The 17,010-nt window shown below is 65.7% G+C and carries 15 protein-coding genes; 10 read left to right on the top strand and 5 right to left on the bottom strand.

Annotated elements, in window-relative coordinates:
* Nucleotides 1-49: 49 nt before the first annotated feature.
* Together J7I85_RS05120 and J7I85_RS05115 are read right to left on the bottom strand one after the other, a co-directional pair.
* Nucleotides 50-766 (bottom strand): transcriptional regulator, encoded by a 717-nt coding sequence (locus J7I85_RS05120; RefSeq protein ID WP_214847531.1) that lies wholly within the window; start codon nucleotides 764-766, stop codon nucleotides 50-52.
* A 9-nt stretch (nucleotides 767-775) separates the two neighbouring features.
* Nucleotides 776-1,546, bottom strand: coding sequence for a DNA alkylation repair protein (locus J7I85_RS05115; protein WP_214847529.1), 771 nt, complete (start codon nucleotides 1,544-1,546; stop codon nucleotides 776-778).
* 221 nt (nucleotides 1,547-1,767) lie between these two features.
* Here J7I85_RS05115 and J7I85_RS05110 point away from each other — a divergent pair, with 221 nt between their 5' ends.
* From J7I85_RS05110 to J7I85_RS05095, 4 genes are all read left to right on the top strand, one after another.
* Nucleotides 1,768-3,924 carry a glycogen debranching N-terminal domain-containing protein gene (locus J7I85_RS05110; RefSeq protein WP_214847522.1) on the top strand — a complete coding sequence of 719 codons (2,157 nt, stop codon included), beginning with the start codon at nucleotides 1,768-1,770 and terminating at the stop codon, nucleotides 3,922-3,924.
* Between the two features lie 158 nt (nucleotides 3,925-4,082).
* Nucleotides 4,083-4,367, top strand: a complete 285-nt coding sequence (locus tag J7I85_RS05105; RefSeq protein WP_214847520.1) for a hypothetical protein — start codon at nucleotides 4,083-4,085, stop codon at nucleotides 4,365-4,367.
* Between the two features lie 188 nt (nucleotides 4,368-4,555).
* Nucleotides 4,556-5,917: a hemolysin family protein gene (locus tag J7I85_RS05100; protein ID WP_214847518.1), complete on the top strand. Its 1,362-nt coding sequence runs from the start codon at nucleotides 4,556-4,558 to the stop codon at nucleotides 5,915-5,917.
* On the top strand, nucleotides 5,910-6,953 hold the full coding sequence (locus tag J7I85_RS05095) for a hemolysin family protein (protein WP_214847516.1): 1,044 nt from the start codon (nucleotides 5,910-5,912) through the stop codon (nucleotides 6,951-6,953). Before J7I85_RS05100 ends, J7I85_RS05095 begins: the two co-directional genes overlap by 8 nt.
* A 90-nt stretch (nucleotides 6,954-7,043) precedes the next feature.
* On the opposite strand, the gene J7I85_RS05090 is transcribed toward J7I85_RS05095, so the two are convergent.
* Both J7I85_RS05090 and J7I85_RS05085 read right to left on the bottom strand, forming a co-directional pair.
* A complete protein-coding gene (locus J7I85_RS05090; RefSeq protein ID WP_214847513.1) occupies nucleotides 7,044-9,332 on the bottom strand; it encodes a fibronectin type III domain-containing protein in 2,289 nt (762 codons plus the stop codon).
* 350 nt (nucleotides 9,333-9,682) lie between these two features.
* Nucleotides 9,683-10,081, bottom strand: coding sequence for a DUF5997 family protein (locus J7I85_RS05085; RefSeq protein WP_214847505.1), 399 nt, complete (start codon nucleotides 10,079-10,081; stop codon nucleotides 9,683-9,685).
* A 79-nt stretch (nucleotides 10,082-10,160) separates the two neighbouring features.
* Between J7I85_RS05085 and J7I85_RS05080 the strand changes: the two genes are divergently transcribed.
* The gene (locus tag J7I85_RS05080; RefSeq protein WP_214847503.1) at nucleotides 10,161-10,904 is read left to right on the top strand and encodes a substrate-binding domain-containing protein; all 744 of its coding nucleotides are present in this window, start codon (nucleotides 10,161-10,163) and stop codon (nucleotides 10,902-10,904) included.
* 49 nt (nucleotides 10,905-10,953) lie between these two features.
* Here J7I85_RS05080 and J7I85_RS05075 read toward each other — a convergent pair whose 3' ends face one another.
* A complete protein-coding gene (locus tag J7I85_RS05075; protein ID WP_214847501.1) occupies nucleotides 10,954-11,151 on the bottom strand; it encodes a hypothetical protein in 198 nt (65 codons plus the stop codon).
* A 358-nt stretch (nucleotides 11,152-11,509) separates the two neighbouring features.
* On the opposite strand from J7I85_RS05075, the gene J7I85_RS05070 reads away from it, so the two are divergent.
* The 5 genes from J7I85_RS05070 (at nucleotide 11,510) to J7I85_RS05050 (ending at nucleotide 16,980) form a co-directional block, all read left to right on the top strand.
* Nucleotides 11,510-13,246 carry a multicopper oxidase family protein gene (locus J7I85_RS05070; protein ID WP_251023955.1) on the top strand — a complete coding sequence of 579 codons (1,737 nt, stop codon included), beginning with the start codon at nucleotides 11,510-11,512 and terminating at the stop codon, nucleotides 13,244-13,246.
* 1 nt (nucleotide 13,247) lies between these two features.
* The gene (locus J7I85_RS05065; RefSeq protein ID WP_214847494.1) at nucleotides 13,248-14,093 is read left to right on the top strand and encodes a hypothetical protein; all 846 of its coding nucleotides are present in this window, start codon (nucleotides 13,248-13,250) and stop codon (nucleotides 14,091-14,093) included.
* Between the two features lie 61 nt (nucleotides 14,094-14,154).
* Nucleotides 14,155-14,787 (top strand): LacI family DNA-binding transcriptional regulator, encoded by a 633-nt coding sequence (locus tag J7I85_RS05060; RefSeq protein ID WP_251023954.1) that lies wholly within the window; start codon nucleotides 14,155-14,157, stop codon nucleotides 14,785-14,787.
* 370 nt (nucleotides 14,788-15,157) lie between these two features.
* Nucleotides 15,158-16,066 carry an ABC transporter ATP-binding protein gene (locus J7I85_RS05055; RefSeq protein ID WP_214847490.1) on the top strand — a complete coding sequence of 303 codons (909 nt, stop codon included), beginning with the start codon at nucleotides 15,158-15,160 and terminating at the stop codon, nucleotides 16,064-16,066.
* On the top strand, nucleotides 16,066-16,980 hold the full coding sequence (locus J7I85_RS05050) for an ABC transporter permease (RefSeq protein WP_214847488.1): 915 nt from the start codon (nucleotides 16,066-16,068) through the stop codon (nucleotides 16,978-16,980). The genes J7I85_RS05055 and J7I85_RS05050 overlap by 1 nt, the downstream gene beginning before the upstream one ends.
* Nucleotides 16,981-17,010: the final 30 nt, after the last annotated feature.

The raw sequence follows: 17,010 nt of genomic DNA, 5'->3' as shown, positions 1-17,010 counted from the left end.
TCATTTAGTAAAGCAGTGACGGGAATCACGGTCAAGGGGCGTTGGTGGATTAGGCCCGGCTGGCCGCCCGTGCCGTTTCCGCGATTCGCTCCGTCGCGGCCCACGAGGCGAGCAGCCGGAGTGCTTCGTCGGACGGGCTGCCGGGGACGGCGGGGTAGACCGTGAGCGTGTGGCCTGGGTCGTCTTCGAGTTCCATGGCCGCGTACGTCAGCTCAAGAAGGCCGACGACGGGGTGGCGGAAAGTTTTGGTTCCGGAGTAGTGGCGGCGGACGTTGTGGGCGGCCCAGCGCGTGCGGAATTCGTCGCTGCGCATGGAGAGCTCACCGACGAGTTCGGCGATGCGCTTGTCGTGCGGGTTGCGGCCGGCCTCACGGCGGAGGATCGCGACGTTGACGTTCGCTGCGCGGTCCCAGTCGGGGTAGAAATTGTGGGAGAGCGGGTCCAGGAAGATGAATCTCGAGTGGTTGGCGGGGCGCGCTGTGCCGCGGTACATGTCGGAGTACATGGCGTAGCCAAGGTCATTCGCGGCCACGATGTCCATCCGGTTGTTGGCGATGAACGCGGGGGCGCCGGTTATCGCATCGAGCAGGTACTGCATGCAGCGAACACCACATCCCGGAGCCGGACCAAGAGCACCCCCCACTTCTTCCCGGCGAAGGCCGGGAACACGCCGTCGGCCGCCAATCGGTTCCAGTCCTGCCTGCTCCGGAGTGATCCGGGAACGGCGGGAGACCAGGAACTCGCGTGCCTCGGTTCGGTTGTCCATCCTGTCAGGCTACGTCCATTCCAAAAAGTGGAGGGAGGTCCTGCCATAACCCGTCTTGGCAGGGCACCCGGGGCCGATGATCTGAGTGAACCGGCTGCCATGAGCCACGTTAGGCTTGCCGCGCCGGCTCACCATCTCGTTGATCCAGATCGGCGCGAAAGGCGAGGTGCAATTCGGCGGGGTCGGGTAATCCTTCAGGACTTCCAGCCGTTCACCGATGTCAATGGCCCGGGCCCGGTGGTCTCCGTGCTCGATGCCGATCTGCGCCAGCGTGTGGTTCATGGCCCACTGCAACCGGTCGGGGGCGTCTTTCATTTCCGCCTCGATGGTGTCCAGCAGCCGTGGCAGGTCCAGGCCCTCGGGCTTCTTTGCGACCCGCTCCGTGGTCAGGGCCCAGCCAGCACTCGCGACCACCTGGTCCGGGTCGTCAGTCCAGGCGACCCGCAGTTCTTCAGCGTGCGGGCTTTTCTTCACCACGTAGTTCACCAGCCAGTCATGCACCTTGGGTGCGCGGGCCTGGCGCAGCATGGCGTCCAGTTCTTCAAGGTCGAAGGCCTTCGGCCGGCAGATCAGCAGTGACAGTAACCGGGCGGCGGTGTCATCCGTGGCCCACAAGTCACGGGCCAGGTCGTGCTGCGTCTTCAGCCGCTTCGCGACCGCGCGCAACGCGGACAGGTTCACACCGTGGTCATCGCCCCGCCTCTGGTTCACCTCGCGCACCTTTGGATCCTCGAGCGCGGCCAGTTCGGTCATCACCGCATCAATTGTTGCCTCGGCCATCACTGCTCCTGCTCGCTGAGTGCCTTCGCTCGTATTGTACGGGCCATCGTGATAACGCCCCGATCTGTTGGCGAAGGGTGCTGAGCTGCGAAAGCGAGGGCTGGAATCACGCGGCGCACCGGCGTAGCGTCATTGAACGAGGGCCGGCCACCGCATCCGAGAGATTCCACGCGCGGGCAGCCCTTCGAGGTGGCGTTCAGGTCAATTCTGAAGGAGCCCGGATGGCTGGATGGAATGCTGACACTGCTGCAGGGTCGCCGGGGCCGGGCTCGGTCACTCTGGTGGAGGGCTCATCATTTTGTATCTCTGCGGCGAACGGCGATATCCACACCGAGTATCCCCACGGCGTTTTTGTCGAGGACACCCGAATACTGTCCTGCTGGCGGGTACTCATTAATGGCGCCCCGCTGGAGCCGCTGGGGGCGAAGACGAAGGAACCCTACCGTGCCCTGTTCGTCGGCCGTGTCCCGCGCCCGGACGGACACGCGGACAGCCCGTTGATCGTCGAACGCCTCCGTGAGGTAGGCGCCGGCATCTTGGAGCGGATCACTGTCCAAAATTACTCGGCGGCCATTGCCGAGTGCGTCCTTACCCTCCGGGTCGAGGCGGACTTCGCGGACCTCTTCGAGGTGAAAGAGGCCCGCATCCAGCGCCGCTGGAAAGAGTCCCGTGAAGCGCAAGACGGCTCGCTAACCATCCGGGCTGCCTGGCAGGACGTCCGGAAAGGTGTAGTGGTAACGGCCGAGGGCGCAGACGTCGCCCCCGAGGGGTTGGCCTACCACTTCGCTATCCCACCGCACGCACAGTGGAGTACCACCATCAGCGTCGTGCCTTTCGACGGCGGAAGCGGCTCGGCCGCACGTTTCGTCCGGCCGAATGAAGGCGAGATATCGCCTCGGGACAGGCGCCGCCAGGAGTGGGTGGCCAAGATTCCCGTGCTGAACATGGGCAACCCTTCGATCGAGCGGACCCTCCGGCGCAGCTACGACGACCTTGGTGCGCTTCGGATTGAGGACCCCCACCATCCGGACCGGATCGTGGTGGCGGCTGGTGCCCCATGGTTCATGGCTTTGTTCGGCCGGGATTCGCTGTGGGCGTCCCTTATGGCACTGCCTGTTGACCCGTCCCTGGCTTTCGGCACCATTCAGACTCTGGCGGATCGTCAGGGGCAGGTGGTGGATGTAATGAGCGAGGAGGAGCCGGGGAAGATCCTCCACGAGGTCAGGTTCGATCTCTCCAGCGGGGTGGCCTTGGGTGGAAAACAAGCCTACTTCGGCAGCGTCGATGCCACCCCGTTGTTTGTGGCCTTGTTCGGCGAAGTTAGCCGCTGGGGATTCGCCGCAGAAACCATCTCCAACCTGCTGCCCCATGTTGACCGGGCGCTGGACTGGATCCGCCACTACGGGGACAAAGACGGCGACGGCTTTGTCGAGTATGAGCGGCTCAACGACCAAGGGCTGATCAACCAAGGCTGGAAGGACTCCTGGGACGGCATCAATTTTGCCGACGGCCGCCTGGCCGAGCCACCAATCGCTTTGTGCGAGGTGCAGGCCTACGTCTACAGCGCGTATATGGCCCGGTCGTGGTTAGCCCACGACGCCGGCGACTTGGCCTTGGCGGCTGAGTACCGGGAGCTGGGGGCGCAATTGAAGAAACAGTTCAACGAACGGTTTTGGCTGCCGGACCGCGGTTACTACGCCGTCGCCTTGGACGGCGACAAGCGCCCGGTCGACGCGTGCGCATCCAATATGGGGCAATGCCTTTTGTTTGGCATCGTTGACAAGGACAAGGCTGCGTCCGTGGCCGACCGGCTGATGTCCCCTGAGATGTTCAGCGGTTGGGGCGTAAGAACCTTGGCCAGCGACATGGGCGCCTACAACCCAGCCAGCTACCACAATGGATCTGTTTGGCCCCACGACAACGCGATCATCGCGGCCGGGCTCCTCCGTTACGGCCTCGTCGAGCAGGCGCAGCGCATCTCCACCGCTCTTTTTGAGGCCGCGGAGTACTCCGAGGGTCGGTTGCCCGAATTGTTCTGCGGATTCAGCCGGGAGCAATTCGACGAACCCATCCCCTACCCCACGGCATGCTCCCCGCAAGCATGGGCCGCAACCACCCCCATTCAACTGGTCAAAAGCCTGATGGGCTACTATGCCGACGTTGCCCGCGGCGGCCTGTGGCTGGATCCCGTGCTCCCAAAATCCTTTGGCGACCTGCATATCACCAACGCCCCCATGGCAAACTCCAAGATCACCATAGACATCTCCGATTCCATGGCGAGCGTTCAGGGACTACCCGAGGGCATGCTGTTCCACCACGGCATCCGGCCCTGGGCTGCCGACCTGGCGCAACAGGCCAGGACCAATGGAAAGCTCTAGCCTCGCACTCGACCTCGGGAACGGATCGAACACCACTTCCAGGTTGCCCTTGTACCCGGGCGTGATTAGATCCCTACTTGTTGGAGGAGGCCACGCCACTTGGGAGCAGGAGCCAGCCGTGACGAGCAGTCTCCATCGCGCCGAAACGGAGTAACAAGATGTTCGCAAGAGTCAGCACGTACCGACCTGGACCGGAAAGTACCGGTGCGCCCACCGACGACACCATCAGGCAGGTGCTTGATCTGCCGGGATGCCGCGGCCTCTATTATCTGTACGGGGCCGATAGCAAGTCACTATCCATCTCGCTTTGGGACGACGAGAAGGTCCTCGCGGACAGCCGGCAGGTCGCAGACAGGATCCGTTCTGAGACGAGCGCCGAACAGCATCTTCAGGTCCTTGGGGTCGAGGAGTTCGAAGTGCTTACGAGCGAGTTCAAGGACTAATGCCCGGCTTTTCGTCAGAGCAGCAGGAACACACCCGCCGCAACACATCCACGGGAAGCAGTCGAAACGGGCCGCTAAGAAACACCCGATATAGTGGAGGGCACTATGGACGACCCTCCTTCACATATGCCCTGGCCCCTCACCCATTTGACCGGCACGCCGGTTAGCACGGGAGAGGGGCGCCCCCAATGAATGAATGGATCATGATCGGGATCGGCCTGATCCTGACAGCCGGCACCGGATTCTTCGTCGCATCCGAGTTTGCCCTGGTCAATCTTGACCGCAACGACCTGGAAGCGCGCCAGGCCCGGGGCGAGAAACGCCTTGCCCCCACCATCAACGCCCTAAAGATCACCTCGACGCACCTTTCCGGTGCGCAGCTGGGCATCACCCTCACCACTCTCCTGACCGGGTACACCTTTGAACCTGCCATCAGCAAGCTGCTGAGCGGTCCGCTGACGGCGGCCGGGTTCCCGGAAGGTCTCGTGCCCGGGGTGGGCGCCGTCGTCGCGATTTTCATCGCCACCATCTTCTCGATGGTGATCGGCGAGCTGGTTCCCAAGAACCTCGCCCTGGCCCTGCCGGTGGCCACCGCCAGGGTGGTGGTCCCGTTTCAAACCCTGTTCACCACGGTGTTCAAGCCCGTCATCCTGCTGTTCAACAACACGGCGAACGCCATCATCAGGTCCTTCGGCATCGAGCCCAAAGAGGAATTGTCCGGTGCCCGCAGCGCCGAGGAACTGAGTTCGCTGGTGCGCCGCTCCGCACTGGAAGGTGTCCTTGACCTGGACCACGCCGCCCTGCTGCACCGGACGCTGCGCTTCTCCGAGCACAGCGCGGCGGATGTCATGACCCCGCGCGTGCGGATGACCGCCGTGAACACAGATGACACGGCCGAGCAGATTATCGCGCTGGCCACCGGCACCGGCTATTCGCGGTTCCCGGTCATCGGCCGGGACCGCGACGACGTGCTCGGCGTGCTCCACGTCAAGCAGGCCTTTGCCGTGCCCCTCGAGGAGCGCGCCATCGTCCTCGCGGCGGACCTCATGATCGAACCGCTCATGGTCCCCGAGTCCATGGGCGTCGACTCCCTCCTGGTGCTGCTCCGCAAGCAGGGCCTCCAGGTGGCCATCGTCTCCGACGAGCACGGCGGAACCGCCGGCATCGTCACCCTGGAGGACCTGGTGGAGGAGATCGTCGGCGAGCTGGAGGATGAGCACGACCGTGCCCGCGTGGGCGTGGTCCGGACCGGACGGTCCATCACCTTCGATGCCTCGCTACGCCCCGATGAGCTCCTGGACCGGACGGGGATTGCCGTGCCCGACGGCGAGGATTACGACACCGCGGCCGGTTACGTCGCGGACCGGCTGGACCGCATCCCGGAACTCGGCGACGAGGTGGCCATCGACGGCGGCATGCTCCGCGTGGAGCGGGTGGCCGGCACCCACGTCGGGCGCCTGAAATTCACGCCGGAGGAATCGGCAGAGCCACCCAAGAGCGAGCATGACAAGATTATCGACAGCCTCACACAGGAGCTGACCCATGAGTGAGTACCTTCCGGGCATCATCTGGCTCGCCGTCCTGCTGGTGGTGAACGGCTTTTTTGTCGGCGCCGAGTTCGCCGTCATCTCCGCCCGCCGGTCACAGATCGAGCCGATGGCGGAGGAGGGCAGCAAGGCCGCGAAAACCACCCTGTGGGCGATGGAGCATGCCACGCTCATGCTGGCCACCAGCCAGCTGGGCATCACGGTCTGCTCGCTGGTGATCCTGAACGTCTCCGAGCCGGCGATCCACCACCTGCTGGAGATCCCGCTGGGCCTGACCGCCCTGTCCGGGGAAGCGATCGGAATCATCGCCTTCGTGGCGGCGCTGCTGCTGGTGACCTTCCTGCACGTGGTCCTCGGCGAGATGGTCCCCAAGAATATCTCGTTCTCGGTCCCCACCCGCGCCGCGCTGATCCTGGCCCCGCCGCTGGTGATGGTGGCGCGCCTGTTCAAGCCGGTGATCTGGACCCTGAACGGCATCGCCAACTCCATCCTCCGCCTGTTCCGGGTGGAGCCCAAGGACGAGGCCACCAGCGCCTACACCCTGGACGAGGTGGCAAACATCGTGGAGCAGTCCACCAGGGAAGGCGTCCTGACCGACAACACCGGTGCCCTCACTGCGGCCTTCGAGTTCACCGAAAAGACCGTGGCCGACGTCGAGGTGCCCATCGCCGAGATGGTGCTGCTGCCGGCGTCTGCGACGCCGGCAGACATCCAGCGGGGGGTAGCCGAGCACGGTTACTCCCGGTACATCCTGACCGACGACGACGGCGACCCCTCCGGTTACCTGCACCTGAAGGACGTCATGGACCTGACAACGGCGGAGAAGTTTACCCGGCCCGTGCCGGAGAAGCGGATCCGTCGGCTGGCCTCGACCTTCCGCGGCAGTGACCTGGAGGATGCCCTGGCAACCATGCGCCGCACCGGCGCCCACGTGGCCAGGGTCTTCGACGAGCGGGGGAACACCACCGGTGTGCTGTTCCTCGAGGACATCATCGAGGAACTGGTGGGCGAGGTACAGGACGCCACCAGCAGCAGCTAGGCCCACACGGCTGCTAAACCAACCCGAACACAACGACGTCCGGTGGCTGGCGGCTGATGCCGCCGGCCACCGGACCCGGTGGTTAAGGACTTACTTGTTGGTTACGGTCAGGGGCCCGGCGGTGCCGCCGAGGGTTGATTCAACCCACACGGTGCCCGGATTGGTGGTGCCGGCCGCTGCGTTGCGGAGCCGCAGGGTGAAGACGCCGCCTGTTTCCGGTGCCACAGCCGCAGTGACCGCTGCCTGGCCCAGGATCCGGCCGGCGGCGCTGCCTGCGCGGACGGTGATGGTGCCGCCCACTACGGAGCCGGTGCCGTTGACCCGGAAGTCGCCGGATTTCCACTGGGCGCCGCTGATGGTTACCCGGTCTGTAACCGGTACAACCTTGACCTCGTCCGTTTTGACGGTTGTGCCAACGGTGACCGTCAGCTTGAACGTGAGGGGGCTGTTGGTCATCGGGGACGTGAAGACCGGAAGGCTGAATGTCGGCTTAAGCGTGGTGTCACCGGTCAGCGTCACCTTGTTGGGATCGGTGGGCGAGGCCAGGACCTGCTCCCACTTGTAGGTGGCGCCAGTGGCGGTGGAGCCTGTGCCGTCCAGGGTGACCGTGGTGGCCGTGGTGCGCCGGACAACGTTCTGGTCCAGTCCTGCGACCGCCACGACGGCGCCCTGCGCGGTGGCGGCGGCGGTCTTCGGCGACTCCGGGCCGGTGCCGTTGACGTTCGTAGCCCGCACCGTGAACTGGTAGGCGGTGTCGCCGTTGAGTCCGTCGTAGACCAGGGTGGTCACGTCGCCGGCTGTCGTCTTGGGTGCGCCGAAGGCTGTGCCGTCAGTGGTGTAGGCCTGGACGGTGTAGCCGGTGATCGTCAGCCCTGCAGCGCCCGGGTTCGGGGCGGTCCAGGACAGGGTTGCCGTGCCTTGGCCCACCACGGGTGCGCTGGCGAACGTCGGAGCCGACGGTACGGGGTCGTTGGTGACTGTGAACAGGGTCTCAACGGTGGTGGAGACGTTGCCGGACGGGTCGAATGCCACGAACTTCAGCGTGGAAGTGGTCGCGATCTCCATTGGTGCGGTGTACCGGATCGCGCTCTCAGAGAGCACGCCGCCCGAGAGGACAGGCTCGGAGCCGTCAGTCGTGTAGTAGATGTCGCTGCCTGTTTCGCTGGCCTTCAGGGTGACCGTCTGGGCCACGGCCGAGGTGCCGCCGTTCGGGGTAGCGGAGACCGTTGGGGGTGTGGTGTCCGTCACCGGGATGGCGTGTGCCGCGGGGAAGGACTCCCCGACGCTGCTGACGCCGACCACATAGACGTCGTATTCCTCACTGGCGGAGAGGCCCGTGATTGTGGTTCCGATGGCTGCCTGGCCCGAGATGCGCTTGCCGATCTCCACCTGCTCGTTGCTGGTTACGGTCTTGCCGACTGCAACGGCGCGGTAGCCGGTGATGGCCGGGGTGCCGGGGATGGCTTCGGCCGGCGTCCAGTTCAGCTTCAGCCCTCCGGCAACCTTGGCGGCCGTGATGCCGGACGGTGCGGGAGGACCGGACTGCAGTGGGCCGTTGGGGCAGCCGCCCATGCCGGGGCCGCCCGGCTCGCCGTACTCGGCGATGGTCAGGCCCTGCCGGTTGGCGTCGGCGTCTTCGAACTCCCAAGCCATGGCGCGTTCGCCGAGCCCGGCGTTCGCAGCAATTTCGGCGTTGGCGGCGTCGTCGAAGTTGTAGGTGGCGGTGAAGGTATCGCCGGTGACCACCAGGCTCGAGGAGTAGCCGCCCTTGGGGGCCGGTGTGAGCGGGCCGGGGACGGCGCGGATGTCACGGCGTGCCACCGTGGTGTCCCGCAGCGCCGGCTCAATGATGCGCTGTTCCAGCTGGGCTGGGTTGACGCCCGCTCCGATGTGTCCCTTGACGGTGACGGTACTGCCGCTGAGTTCGGCGTCGCCCGTTACATAGGTGTCCTGGACCGTCGTTTCGCCGCCGGCGGTTGCGCCGAACCTCATGGAGACGACGTCGCCGGGACGGATATCGGGGGTGACGGCAAGGCCGGTGCCGGCGCCCCAGCAGACACCGCCGGGGTGGTTGACCTCAAAGGCGACGCCGCCGGCATCGACCGTTGACTCGGCGGAGCCAATGATCTTCCCGGCGCGCTTGACCTCGAGGGTGGCAGTCTCGCCGGCATGCCCCTCGTAGCCCTCAATGGAGACGAAGTCGCGGTCGGGGAAGACAACGATGTTGTCCGGGAAAGCAGGTACGGCCGCATTGGCGGCGGGAATGGCGAACATGGAGGTTGAGCAGATAACGGCCGAGACGGTGGCGAAGACTCCGGCCCTGCGGGCGCCGGGAAGGCGAGAAGTGTGCGCTCCCGGCTCGCTGTGTGCTGATTTCATGATGACCTCATCGATCCGAGGTGCGCGACCTTCACGCACAATCACAGAATCAATAAGTCCCCTTGGGGAAACGCTGTGCGTTTTGGCTTGTATAGACGGCCCGCGGCACCAGTTTGGGCCGCACCTTTTGGGCCCCCAACATGGAGGGGCGCGTGAGGGGGAAGCGGGTGATTGCCCGTGTCAGGGCTGGCATTCCCGGCGTCCAGCCATTCACGGGATGTGTACCCCGCAGAGGGGTGCAGACCCCCACCTGCCCCCACAGCAGGGGGCTCAGAATTCCGGTTTTCCCTAAGGGCGCGGCCGGAAATCAGGCCCCGGGCGGCGTCGGCAGGGGGACAGGGCAGGCAGGTTCAGCCCTGGCGGGCCTTCTTTGCTGCCTTGTTGGCGGCCTCTTCCTTGACCCGCTGCGCCTCGGTGCGGACGGCGGCCTGTGTGGCGCGCTCGGCAACCAGCCACGCGGGGGGAGCCTGCAGCAATGCGGTGATTTCCGCCGTCGTCAGCGCCTCTTCAACGCCGCCGCGGGCAAGGCCGCTGATGGAGATGTTGAGTTTCTGTGCGACCACCGGGCGGGGGTGCGGGCCGTTGCGGCGCAGTTCGGCCAGCCACTCCGGCGGGTTGGACTGCAGCTCGGCGAACTCCGCGCGCGTGATGGTTGAATCCTGGAACTCCTGGGGCGTCGCAGGCAGGTAGATGCCAAGCTTCTTGGCAACAGTGGCCGGCTTCATGGACTGGGAGTTAGCGGAGGTCATGTATTAAGGGTATCCGGCTGCGCCGCCTCCCCTGACCAAGGATGCCTGCAGTCAAGGATGTCCGCAGTACTGTGAAGGTGTGCCCGCTGAAGATGAACCCACCCTGGACCCGGCTCTGCCAGAGTCCCCGCGAGAGCTCCGCTTTGCCTACGTCCCCGGCGTGACGCCGGGGAAGTGGATTCGGCGCTGGGAGGAGCGGATGCCGCACGTGCCCCTGCGGTCGTTCATGTCCGACGGCGGCACGCAGCTTTCGGTGCTGCGTGACGGTTCGGCGGACCTGAGCTTTGTCCGCCTGCCGGTGGAGCGCGAAGGGCTGAACGTTATCCCCCTTTATGAGGAGCAGCCCGTGGTGGTGGCGCCCAAGGGACACGAAATCACCGTGTTCGAGGACGTGGCGCTGGAGGACCTCGCGGCGGAAAACTTCCTCGACGCCGATGATTTGGGCGGGCCGGAAATGGCCCTGCAGGTGGTGGCGTCCGGCGCGGGCTTGCTGATACTTCCCATGTCCGTAGCGCGGCATTTCAATATCAAGGACACTGTGGCCCGCCGCCTTACGGGGGCGCCGGGGACACAGATCGCGCTTGCCTGGCCCAGCGACGCCACGGACGAGGTCATTGAAGAGTTCATCGGCATTGTCCGCGGCCGCACCGCGCAGAGCTCACGGCAGCCGTCCGCCCAGCAGGAGCCAGAGAAGAAGGCGCCCAAGCCGGACCGTCGCGGCGGCACAGGGGCCGGTGCCAAGAAGCCGAAAGTCGCCCAGCGTTACGCACCCAACCCGGACAAGGGCCGGGGCCGCGGCTCGCGGAAAAAGGGCAAGAGGTAACTGCTGTTGCCACCCGCTTGATCTGCGGCGTTCCTGCTGCCGTGCGTGTTCACCGTGATCCTTGATCAGCTCCCGTGCCCGGTCGCTTGCAGTCACGGAGGTGTGCCAGCAGGGCCCGTTCCGGGCTTCCGGGGTTCTCGCCAAGATGCCGCAGCAGCGCCATCCGGACGTCCATTTCCGTGCCCTCGTCACTGAGGACGTGGCTGATCACGCCCATGATCTGGCGCCGAAGACCTTCCTCCTGCATGAGACCACGCTCCTTTGCTTCTGGTGGCAGTCTGCCGCCGGGCCGTTGTGAATAGCAGGGGACCGGCCGGATTCGCGGCGCCTGCGGCGGCCATACTTAGGGGGTCCCGCCCCCTCGGGTGGCTGCGGGAACCGATTTGAGGGTTGGGCCACCGGGTAGCCCTGCTTTCCACAGGGGTGCCTTGGCAAAGTGACGGGGTACCGACGGCCGCCCTCCCACCTATTCAGGTGGGACAGAACCCCGCGGTCGCTGCTTCCCAAGGTTTTCTGGAGTCCCGCGGCGCACCATAACTGTGTTTCCACATGTGGCCAGCGCCAACGCCGTCGCTGAGGCCATCACAACCAGCTGGGAGGACGTCATGGCAGCAACACGGAGGGACGTGTTAAAACTAAGCCTGTTGGGCGGCGCCGTCGCCGTCACGGCATCAACCGGAGGCCCGGCCCTCGCAGGTGTTCCGGGAAGTGTCTCCGGCCGCCGGGGTGCAGACGACAATGAGGCAACGGTTGCCACGCCAAGCAAGCTCGCCCCGGCGAACATGCCGGTTCCGTTCACCACCATCTTCCGGCGACCGCCGGAACTGCTTCCCTACGCCACAGGCCGGGACCGCGACGGCACGCCTTTTGCGAAATATGCCCTGAACCAGAAACTGGGCAAGGCCCAGATCGCACGGGGGCTCAGCACCACCCTGGCGGGGTACAACGGCATTTTTCCCGGCCCCACCGTCCGGGTGCAGCAGGGCACCCGGAGTGAGCTCAGGATCAGCAACCGCCTGCCTGCGACGGGCCTGCTGTACCCGAACGCCTTCAATACCGTCACTCACCTGCACGGCTCGGCGTCGCTGCCCCAGTACGACGGGTACGCGAATGACCGCACCGCGCCGGGCAGGGTGAAGAACTACCAATATCCAAACTGGCAGGCGGCGCGGACGCTCTGGTACCACGACCACAACCACATGCTGACGGCGCAGGGCGTGTACTCGGGCCTCGCCTCCATCTACTCCATCACCAGCGCGGGTGAGCGGGCGCAGCTGCCGCAGGGAGAATTCGACGTACCCATCCTGGTCTCGGACGTGATGCTGAACGCCGACGGTTCCCTCGGCTACAACGACAACGGCCACGCCGGGCTGTGGGGCGACATCATCATGGTCAACGGGGTGCCGTGGCCCACCATGAAGGTCAAGCCCCGGATTTACCGGTTCCGGTTCCTGGTCGGCTCGATCACCCGCTCCTACCGTTTCGCACTGTCCAACGGCGACCCGTTCCACGTGGTGGGTACCGACGCCGGGATGACCCCGAAGGTGCAGGCGGTGTCCTCCTGGCGGCAGGGGACAGCCGAACGCTACGAGGTGCTGATCGACTTCCGGAAGTACAAGCCGGGCCAGTCCGTGGAGCTGCGGAACCTGAGCAACAAGAACAACGTGAACTTCGCCAACACCGGCAAGGTCATGAAGTTCCAGGTGGTGGCCGATTCCCCCGCCCAGCCGGGGTCCCGCACGATCAGCTCCATCCCCACCACGCTGGACCCCGGCCCGCACCCTAGCCGGGCCACCGGCGGGCTGGACACCATGGCCCTGACCCCGGACATGGCCGTCGCCAAGAGGATCCTCCGGGTCCAGCGGCAGGGCGGAGAATGGACCATCAACGGTGAAACCTGGGACGGCGTGGAAAAATCCAACTTCACCCGGTGTTTCGGCAACCCGCAGCGCAACCAGGTGGAGCAATGGACCATCGTCAACGAGTCGGGCGGCTGGTTCCATCCCGTCCACATCCACTTGATCGACGGCAAGATCATTGGCCGCAACACCAACGGCGGCAAGCCGTTCGCCTGGGAAGGCGGGCCGAAGGATGTCTTCTACGCGGGCGAGAGCGAATCGGTCACTGTCCTCATGCAGTTCGACACCGGCAAGCACCTTGGCGGCCGGTACATGGTCCACTGCCACAACCTCGTTCACGAGGACCACGACATGATGGTCCAGTTCTCCGTGGGCGACCTGCGGAACAACGACCCCATCAACGCAGACAAGCCCGTGCTGGAAACCCGGCCTGAGGGGTACTACGCCTCGAAGTACCAGCTGGCCTACCCGGCAGGGACGTGACATGAAACGGACGCTACTGATCGCACCGGCGGTGCTGCTGGCCTTCTCCCTGGCCGGCTGCACCGGCGGTGTCCAGGCGAGTCCGGCGGCCAGCCCCGCCGCCAACCCGGCACCCGCCCCGCCCGCAAGCAGCCCCGACGCCGCCGCGAATACTGCGGACCGGGTCCTCGCGCAGTCGGAGGAAGGGCAGGACCTGGGCAACGGGCGGCCCATCGTCAGCTACGACGGCCTCATGGTCCGGCGCAGGGTGGTGATCGCTGTGCACACTGCGCTGGACGCCGACGTCGCCGGTATCCGCAAGCGGCTGGACACGGCCGCCGCAGCACGGGGGACCGCCCTGTCCGCCATTTCGCCCGATGTGCTTGAACCGGCTGTGCTGCAGCAGATGGTCCCTGAGGTCATCGTGGCTCTTCCGTCAACTGCCACTCCCGACGACGGACGCACCATTGTGCGGGCGGTCACCGAGGAGGATACCGGCAAACTGGGCGTGAAGAACTTCTATGTCCTGCCGGTCCTGGTGCACGACCTGCGCTTCAGCGTTACCGCGGCGGACCCCGGCGCAGTGTCGGCCGCTGTGGACCGGGAGGGCATCGTGTCCGACGCGCTTGGTAACTACACCACCGTGGCGCGGGGCGGGCAGCTCAGCATCAGCTACACAGGCCCGCTCCTCGGCGATGACATCGTCGAGAGCGTCCGCGGGGGCATCAGCAGGCAGGTGCACGTTCCCACCGCCGACGTGGGCGTCGGACCCAGGTCCGCCTCCGGAACCGGCGTCGACATGGCCACGGAACCGCCCTGGGAGGCGGAACAGCTCGAAGGCCAGGCAATACATCCGCACACGGAGTGATGCGCCACTTCCAAACCAGAAACTACGCGGCGAGGAACGATAGGAGAAAACAGTGAGGAGCATGTCCAGCCCCACCATCCGGGACGTCGCCGAACGGGCCGGGGTCTCACTGACAACGGTGTCCTACGTGCTGTCCGGCAGGAGCGGAGGCACCACCCGGATCAGCCCATCCACGCAGGAACGCGTGATGGCCGCCGCCGATGATCTTGGCTACGTACCCAACCAGGCGGCGCGGGGAATGCGCCGCGGCAGGACGGATCTGGTGGCCATCGCCATTGAGGACCTGGAATGGCCGGCGGACCGGGCGCTCGCCACGGCCGCCGCCGCAATACTTCCGCGTCACGGCTACCAGCCGGTGATCCTGCTCGGCCAGTCGTGGCGCAAGTTCATGCTGGCCGGCGGGGCCGACGGCGTCATCGTGGGCGTCCTCCCCACCTCTGAGGAGGAGCACCACGCCATCGCCGAACTGGCCAGGCGCGGCATCGCGCAGGTGGTCATCTCCGAATCGGTGCACGCCGAGCAGGCCGTCGCGCTGCTCATGGACCGAATGGCGGGGTACGCCCAGGCCGCCGGGCAAACGGCCCCGTGGAAGCGTCTCAGCGCAAATGCCCTGTTTGGTGGCGGTGCGCTGCACCTGCTGAACGAGGTGATGTCCGCCGCCGGTGTTTTTGCGGAACAGATCCCGATCTTCTAGGAACCAAGTGAACCAGAACCGAGTGCCGGCAGCCGCGTAACAATCGAGCCTGGCCCCTGCCGTGTTCCGCGCAGCTCCTTGCAGCCGACGGACGCCGCCGGCACGTCATGGTCCGTAGCCCAGCCGCAACACCAGCCGCCGTCGCAGTCCGTTTCTGCAGCCATGCGTCATCAAATGTCACCGGAAGACGCCCGCCATGACGGCGTGTTTCCTTACGAGTCCCCACGCGTCCCGTAGCCGCCATCGGCGGCCCCGGCCGGCAGGTTACGCCCCGTTTCCCCTCGTGACCGTGCCCTTCAGGCGGTGGTCCAACTCTGCTCTCATGGTGGACACCGAACGCCTTGAACGACCTGCTGAAGGGAAACACACCATGACCTCCGGAACCGGGCCGATACCGAAAATCAGCCTTCAAAACATCACCAAGAAGTTCACGGTGCGGCCCAGCAAGGACAGCCCGGAAGGGGCGGTCCTGACCGCCCTGGACGGCATCTCCCTTGACGTCTCCGCAGGGGAATTCATTACCCTGGTGGGCCCCAGCGGCTCCGGCAAGACCACACTCCTGGACCTCCTGGCCGGCCTCACCAAGCCGGACACCGGCCAGGTGCTGGTGGACGGCCGGGAAGTGGCGGGCCCGGGCCGGGACCGCGCCGTCGTTTTCCAGCAGTATGCGCTGTTCCCCTGGCGCACGGCCGCTGCCAACGTGTCCTTCGGACTGGAAGGCGTGGGCAGCGACGGGAAGCGCTATAGCCGCAAGGAGCGGGCCGAGAAGGCGCGCGAATACCTTGAGCTCGTGGGCCTCGGCGGATTTGAAGACCGTTACCCCCACGAGCTGTCCGGCGGCATGAAGCAGCGCGTGGCCATCGCCCGCAGCCTGGCCTACGAGCCGGACATCCTGCTGATGGACGAACCGTTCGCCGCCTTGGACGCCCAGACGCGCGAGCAGCTCCAGACCGAACTGCTCCGCATCTGGGCCACCACAGGCAAGACCATCATCTTCATCACCCACGGTATCGACGAGGCCGTGTACCTCGGCCAGCGCGTGGCCGTGCTCAGCTCCCGGCCGGGACGGCTGAAGGAAATCGTGGACATCGACCTCGGAGACCGCTCCGGTGACGAGGACGTCCGCTCCAACCCGGCCTTCGTGGAACACCGTCATAAGGTTTGGTCGCTGCTGCATGACGAGGTACGCCGTGCACAGGAAGCCGGCCACGCGAAGATCCAGCCCGACGGAACGGCGCCGGACGAAACCAGGACCATCACCACTGGAAAGGCAGCCTGATGAGCACGCCAACACTGACCAAGGAAACGGAAACGCAGACCGGTCCCGCGGCAGCCGGGAAGGCAACGACGGAGCCAAACCCGGCGCTGCGTCCGGGTCCCGGCACGACACCGGCGGCCAGGCTGCGCCGGTACGCCCTGCAGGGCGGCAAAGCTGTGTGGGGTGCCGGGGCCATCATCCTGTTCCTGTTGCTCTGGGAACTGGGACCCGCCTACCTTGCTCCGGCATCGACGAGAGTTTTCCTTCCACCACTTCACGAAGTGCTCGAGGCGCTGGGCACACTCATCGGAAACGGCCAGCTGCAAAACCACCTCGCAGCCAGCCTGAGCCGGTCCGCCAGCGGCTTCGGCATCGCGGTCGTGACAGCCGTGGCCCTCGGCCTGCTGGTGGCCTGGTACGGCGCCCTTGACCGCTTCCTCAACCCGCTGCTGGAAGTCTTCAGGAACACGGCCGCGCTGGCCCTGCTCCCCGTGTTCACGCTGCTGCTCGGCATCGGGGAGACCTCGAAGATCAGCATTGTGGCCTACGCGGCATTCTTCCCGGTGCTGCTGAACACCATCGCCGGCGTCCGGACCGTTGACCCGCTGCTGATCCGGGCAGCCCGCTCACTGGGACTGTCCAACGTCCAGCTGTTCCAGAAAGTGATCCTTCCGTCCGCCGTGCCCACCATCTTCACGGGCATCCGGATGGCCGGCACGTCCTCCATCCTCGTCCTGATCGCCGCCGAGATGGTCGGTGCCAAGGCCGGACTGGGCTACCTGATCGTCAATTCCCAGATGAGCTTCCTCATCCCGGACATGTACGCGGGCATCCTGACCGTGTCCTTGCTCGGCCTGCTGGTCAACTACCTGCTGGTCGGCGTCGAACGCCACTTCTCCCGCTGGCGGACCGCCGTCGGATCCCGGACCGCCTGAACCGCCCGCTCCCAACCCAAGGAACCAGAC

This window comes from Arthrobacter sp. ISL-65 (genome assembly GCF_018613795.1).
GTDB lineage: Bacteria > Actinomycetota > Actinomycetes > Actinomycetales > Micrococcaceae > Arthrobacter.
This window is presented reverse-complemented; position numbering and strand designations above follow the sequence as displayed.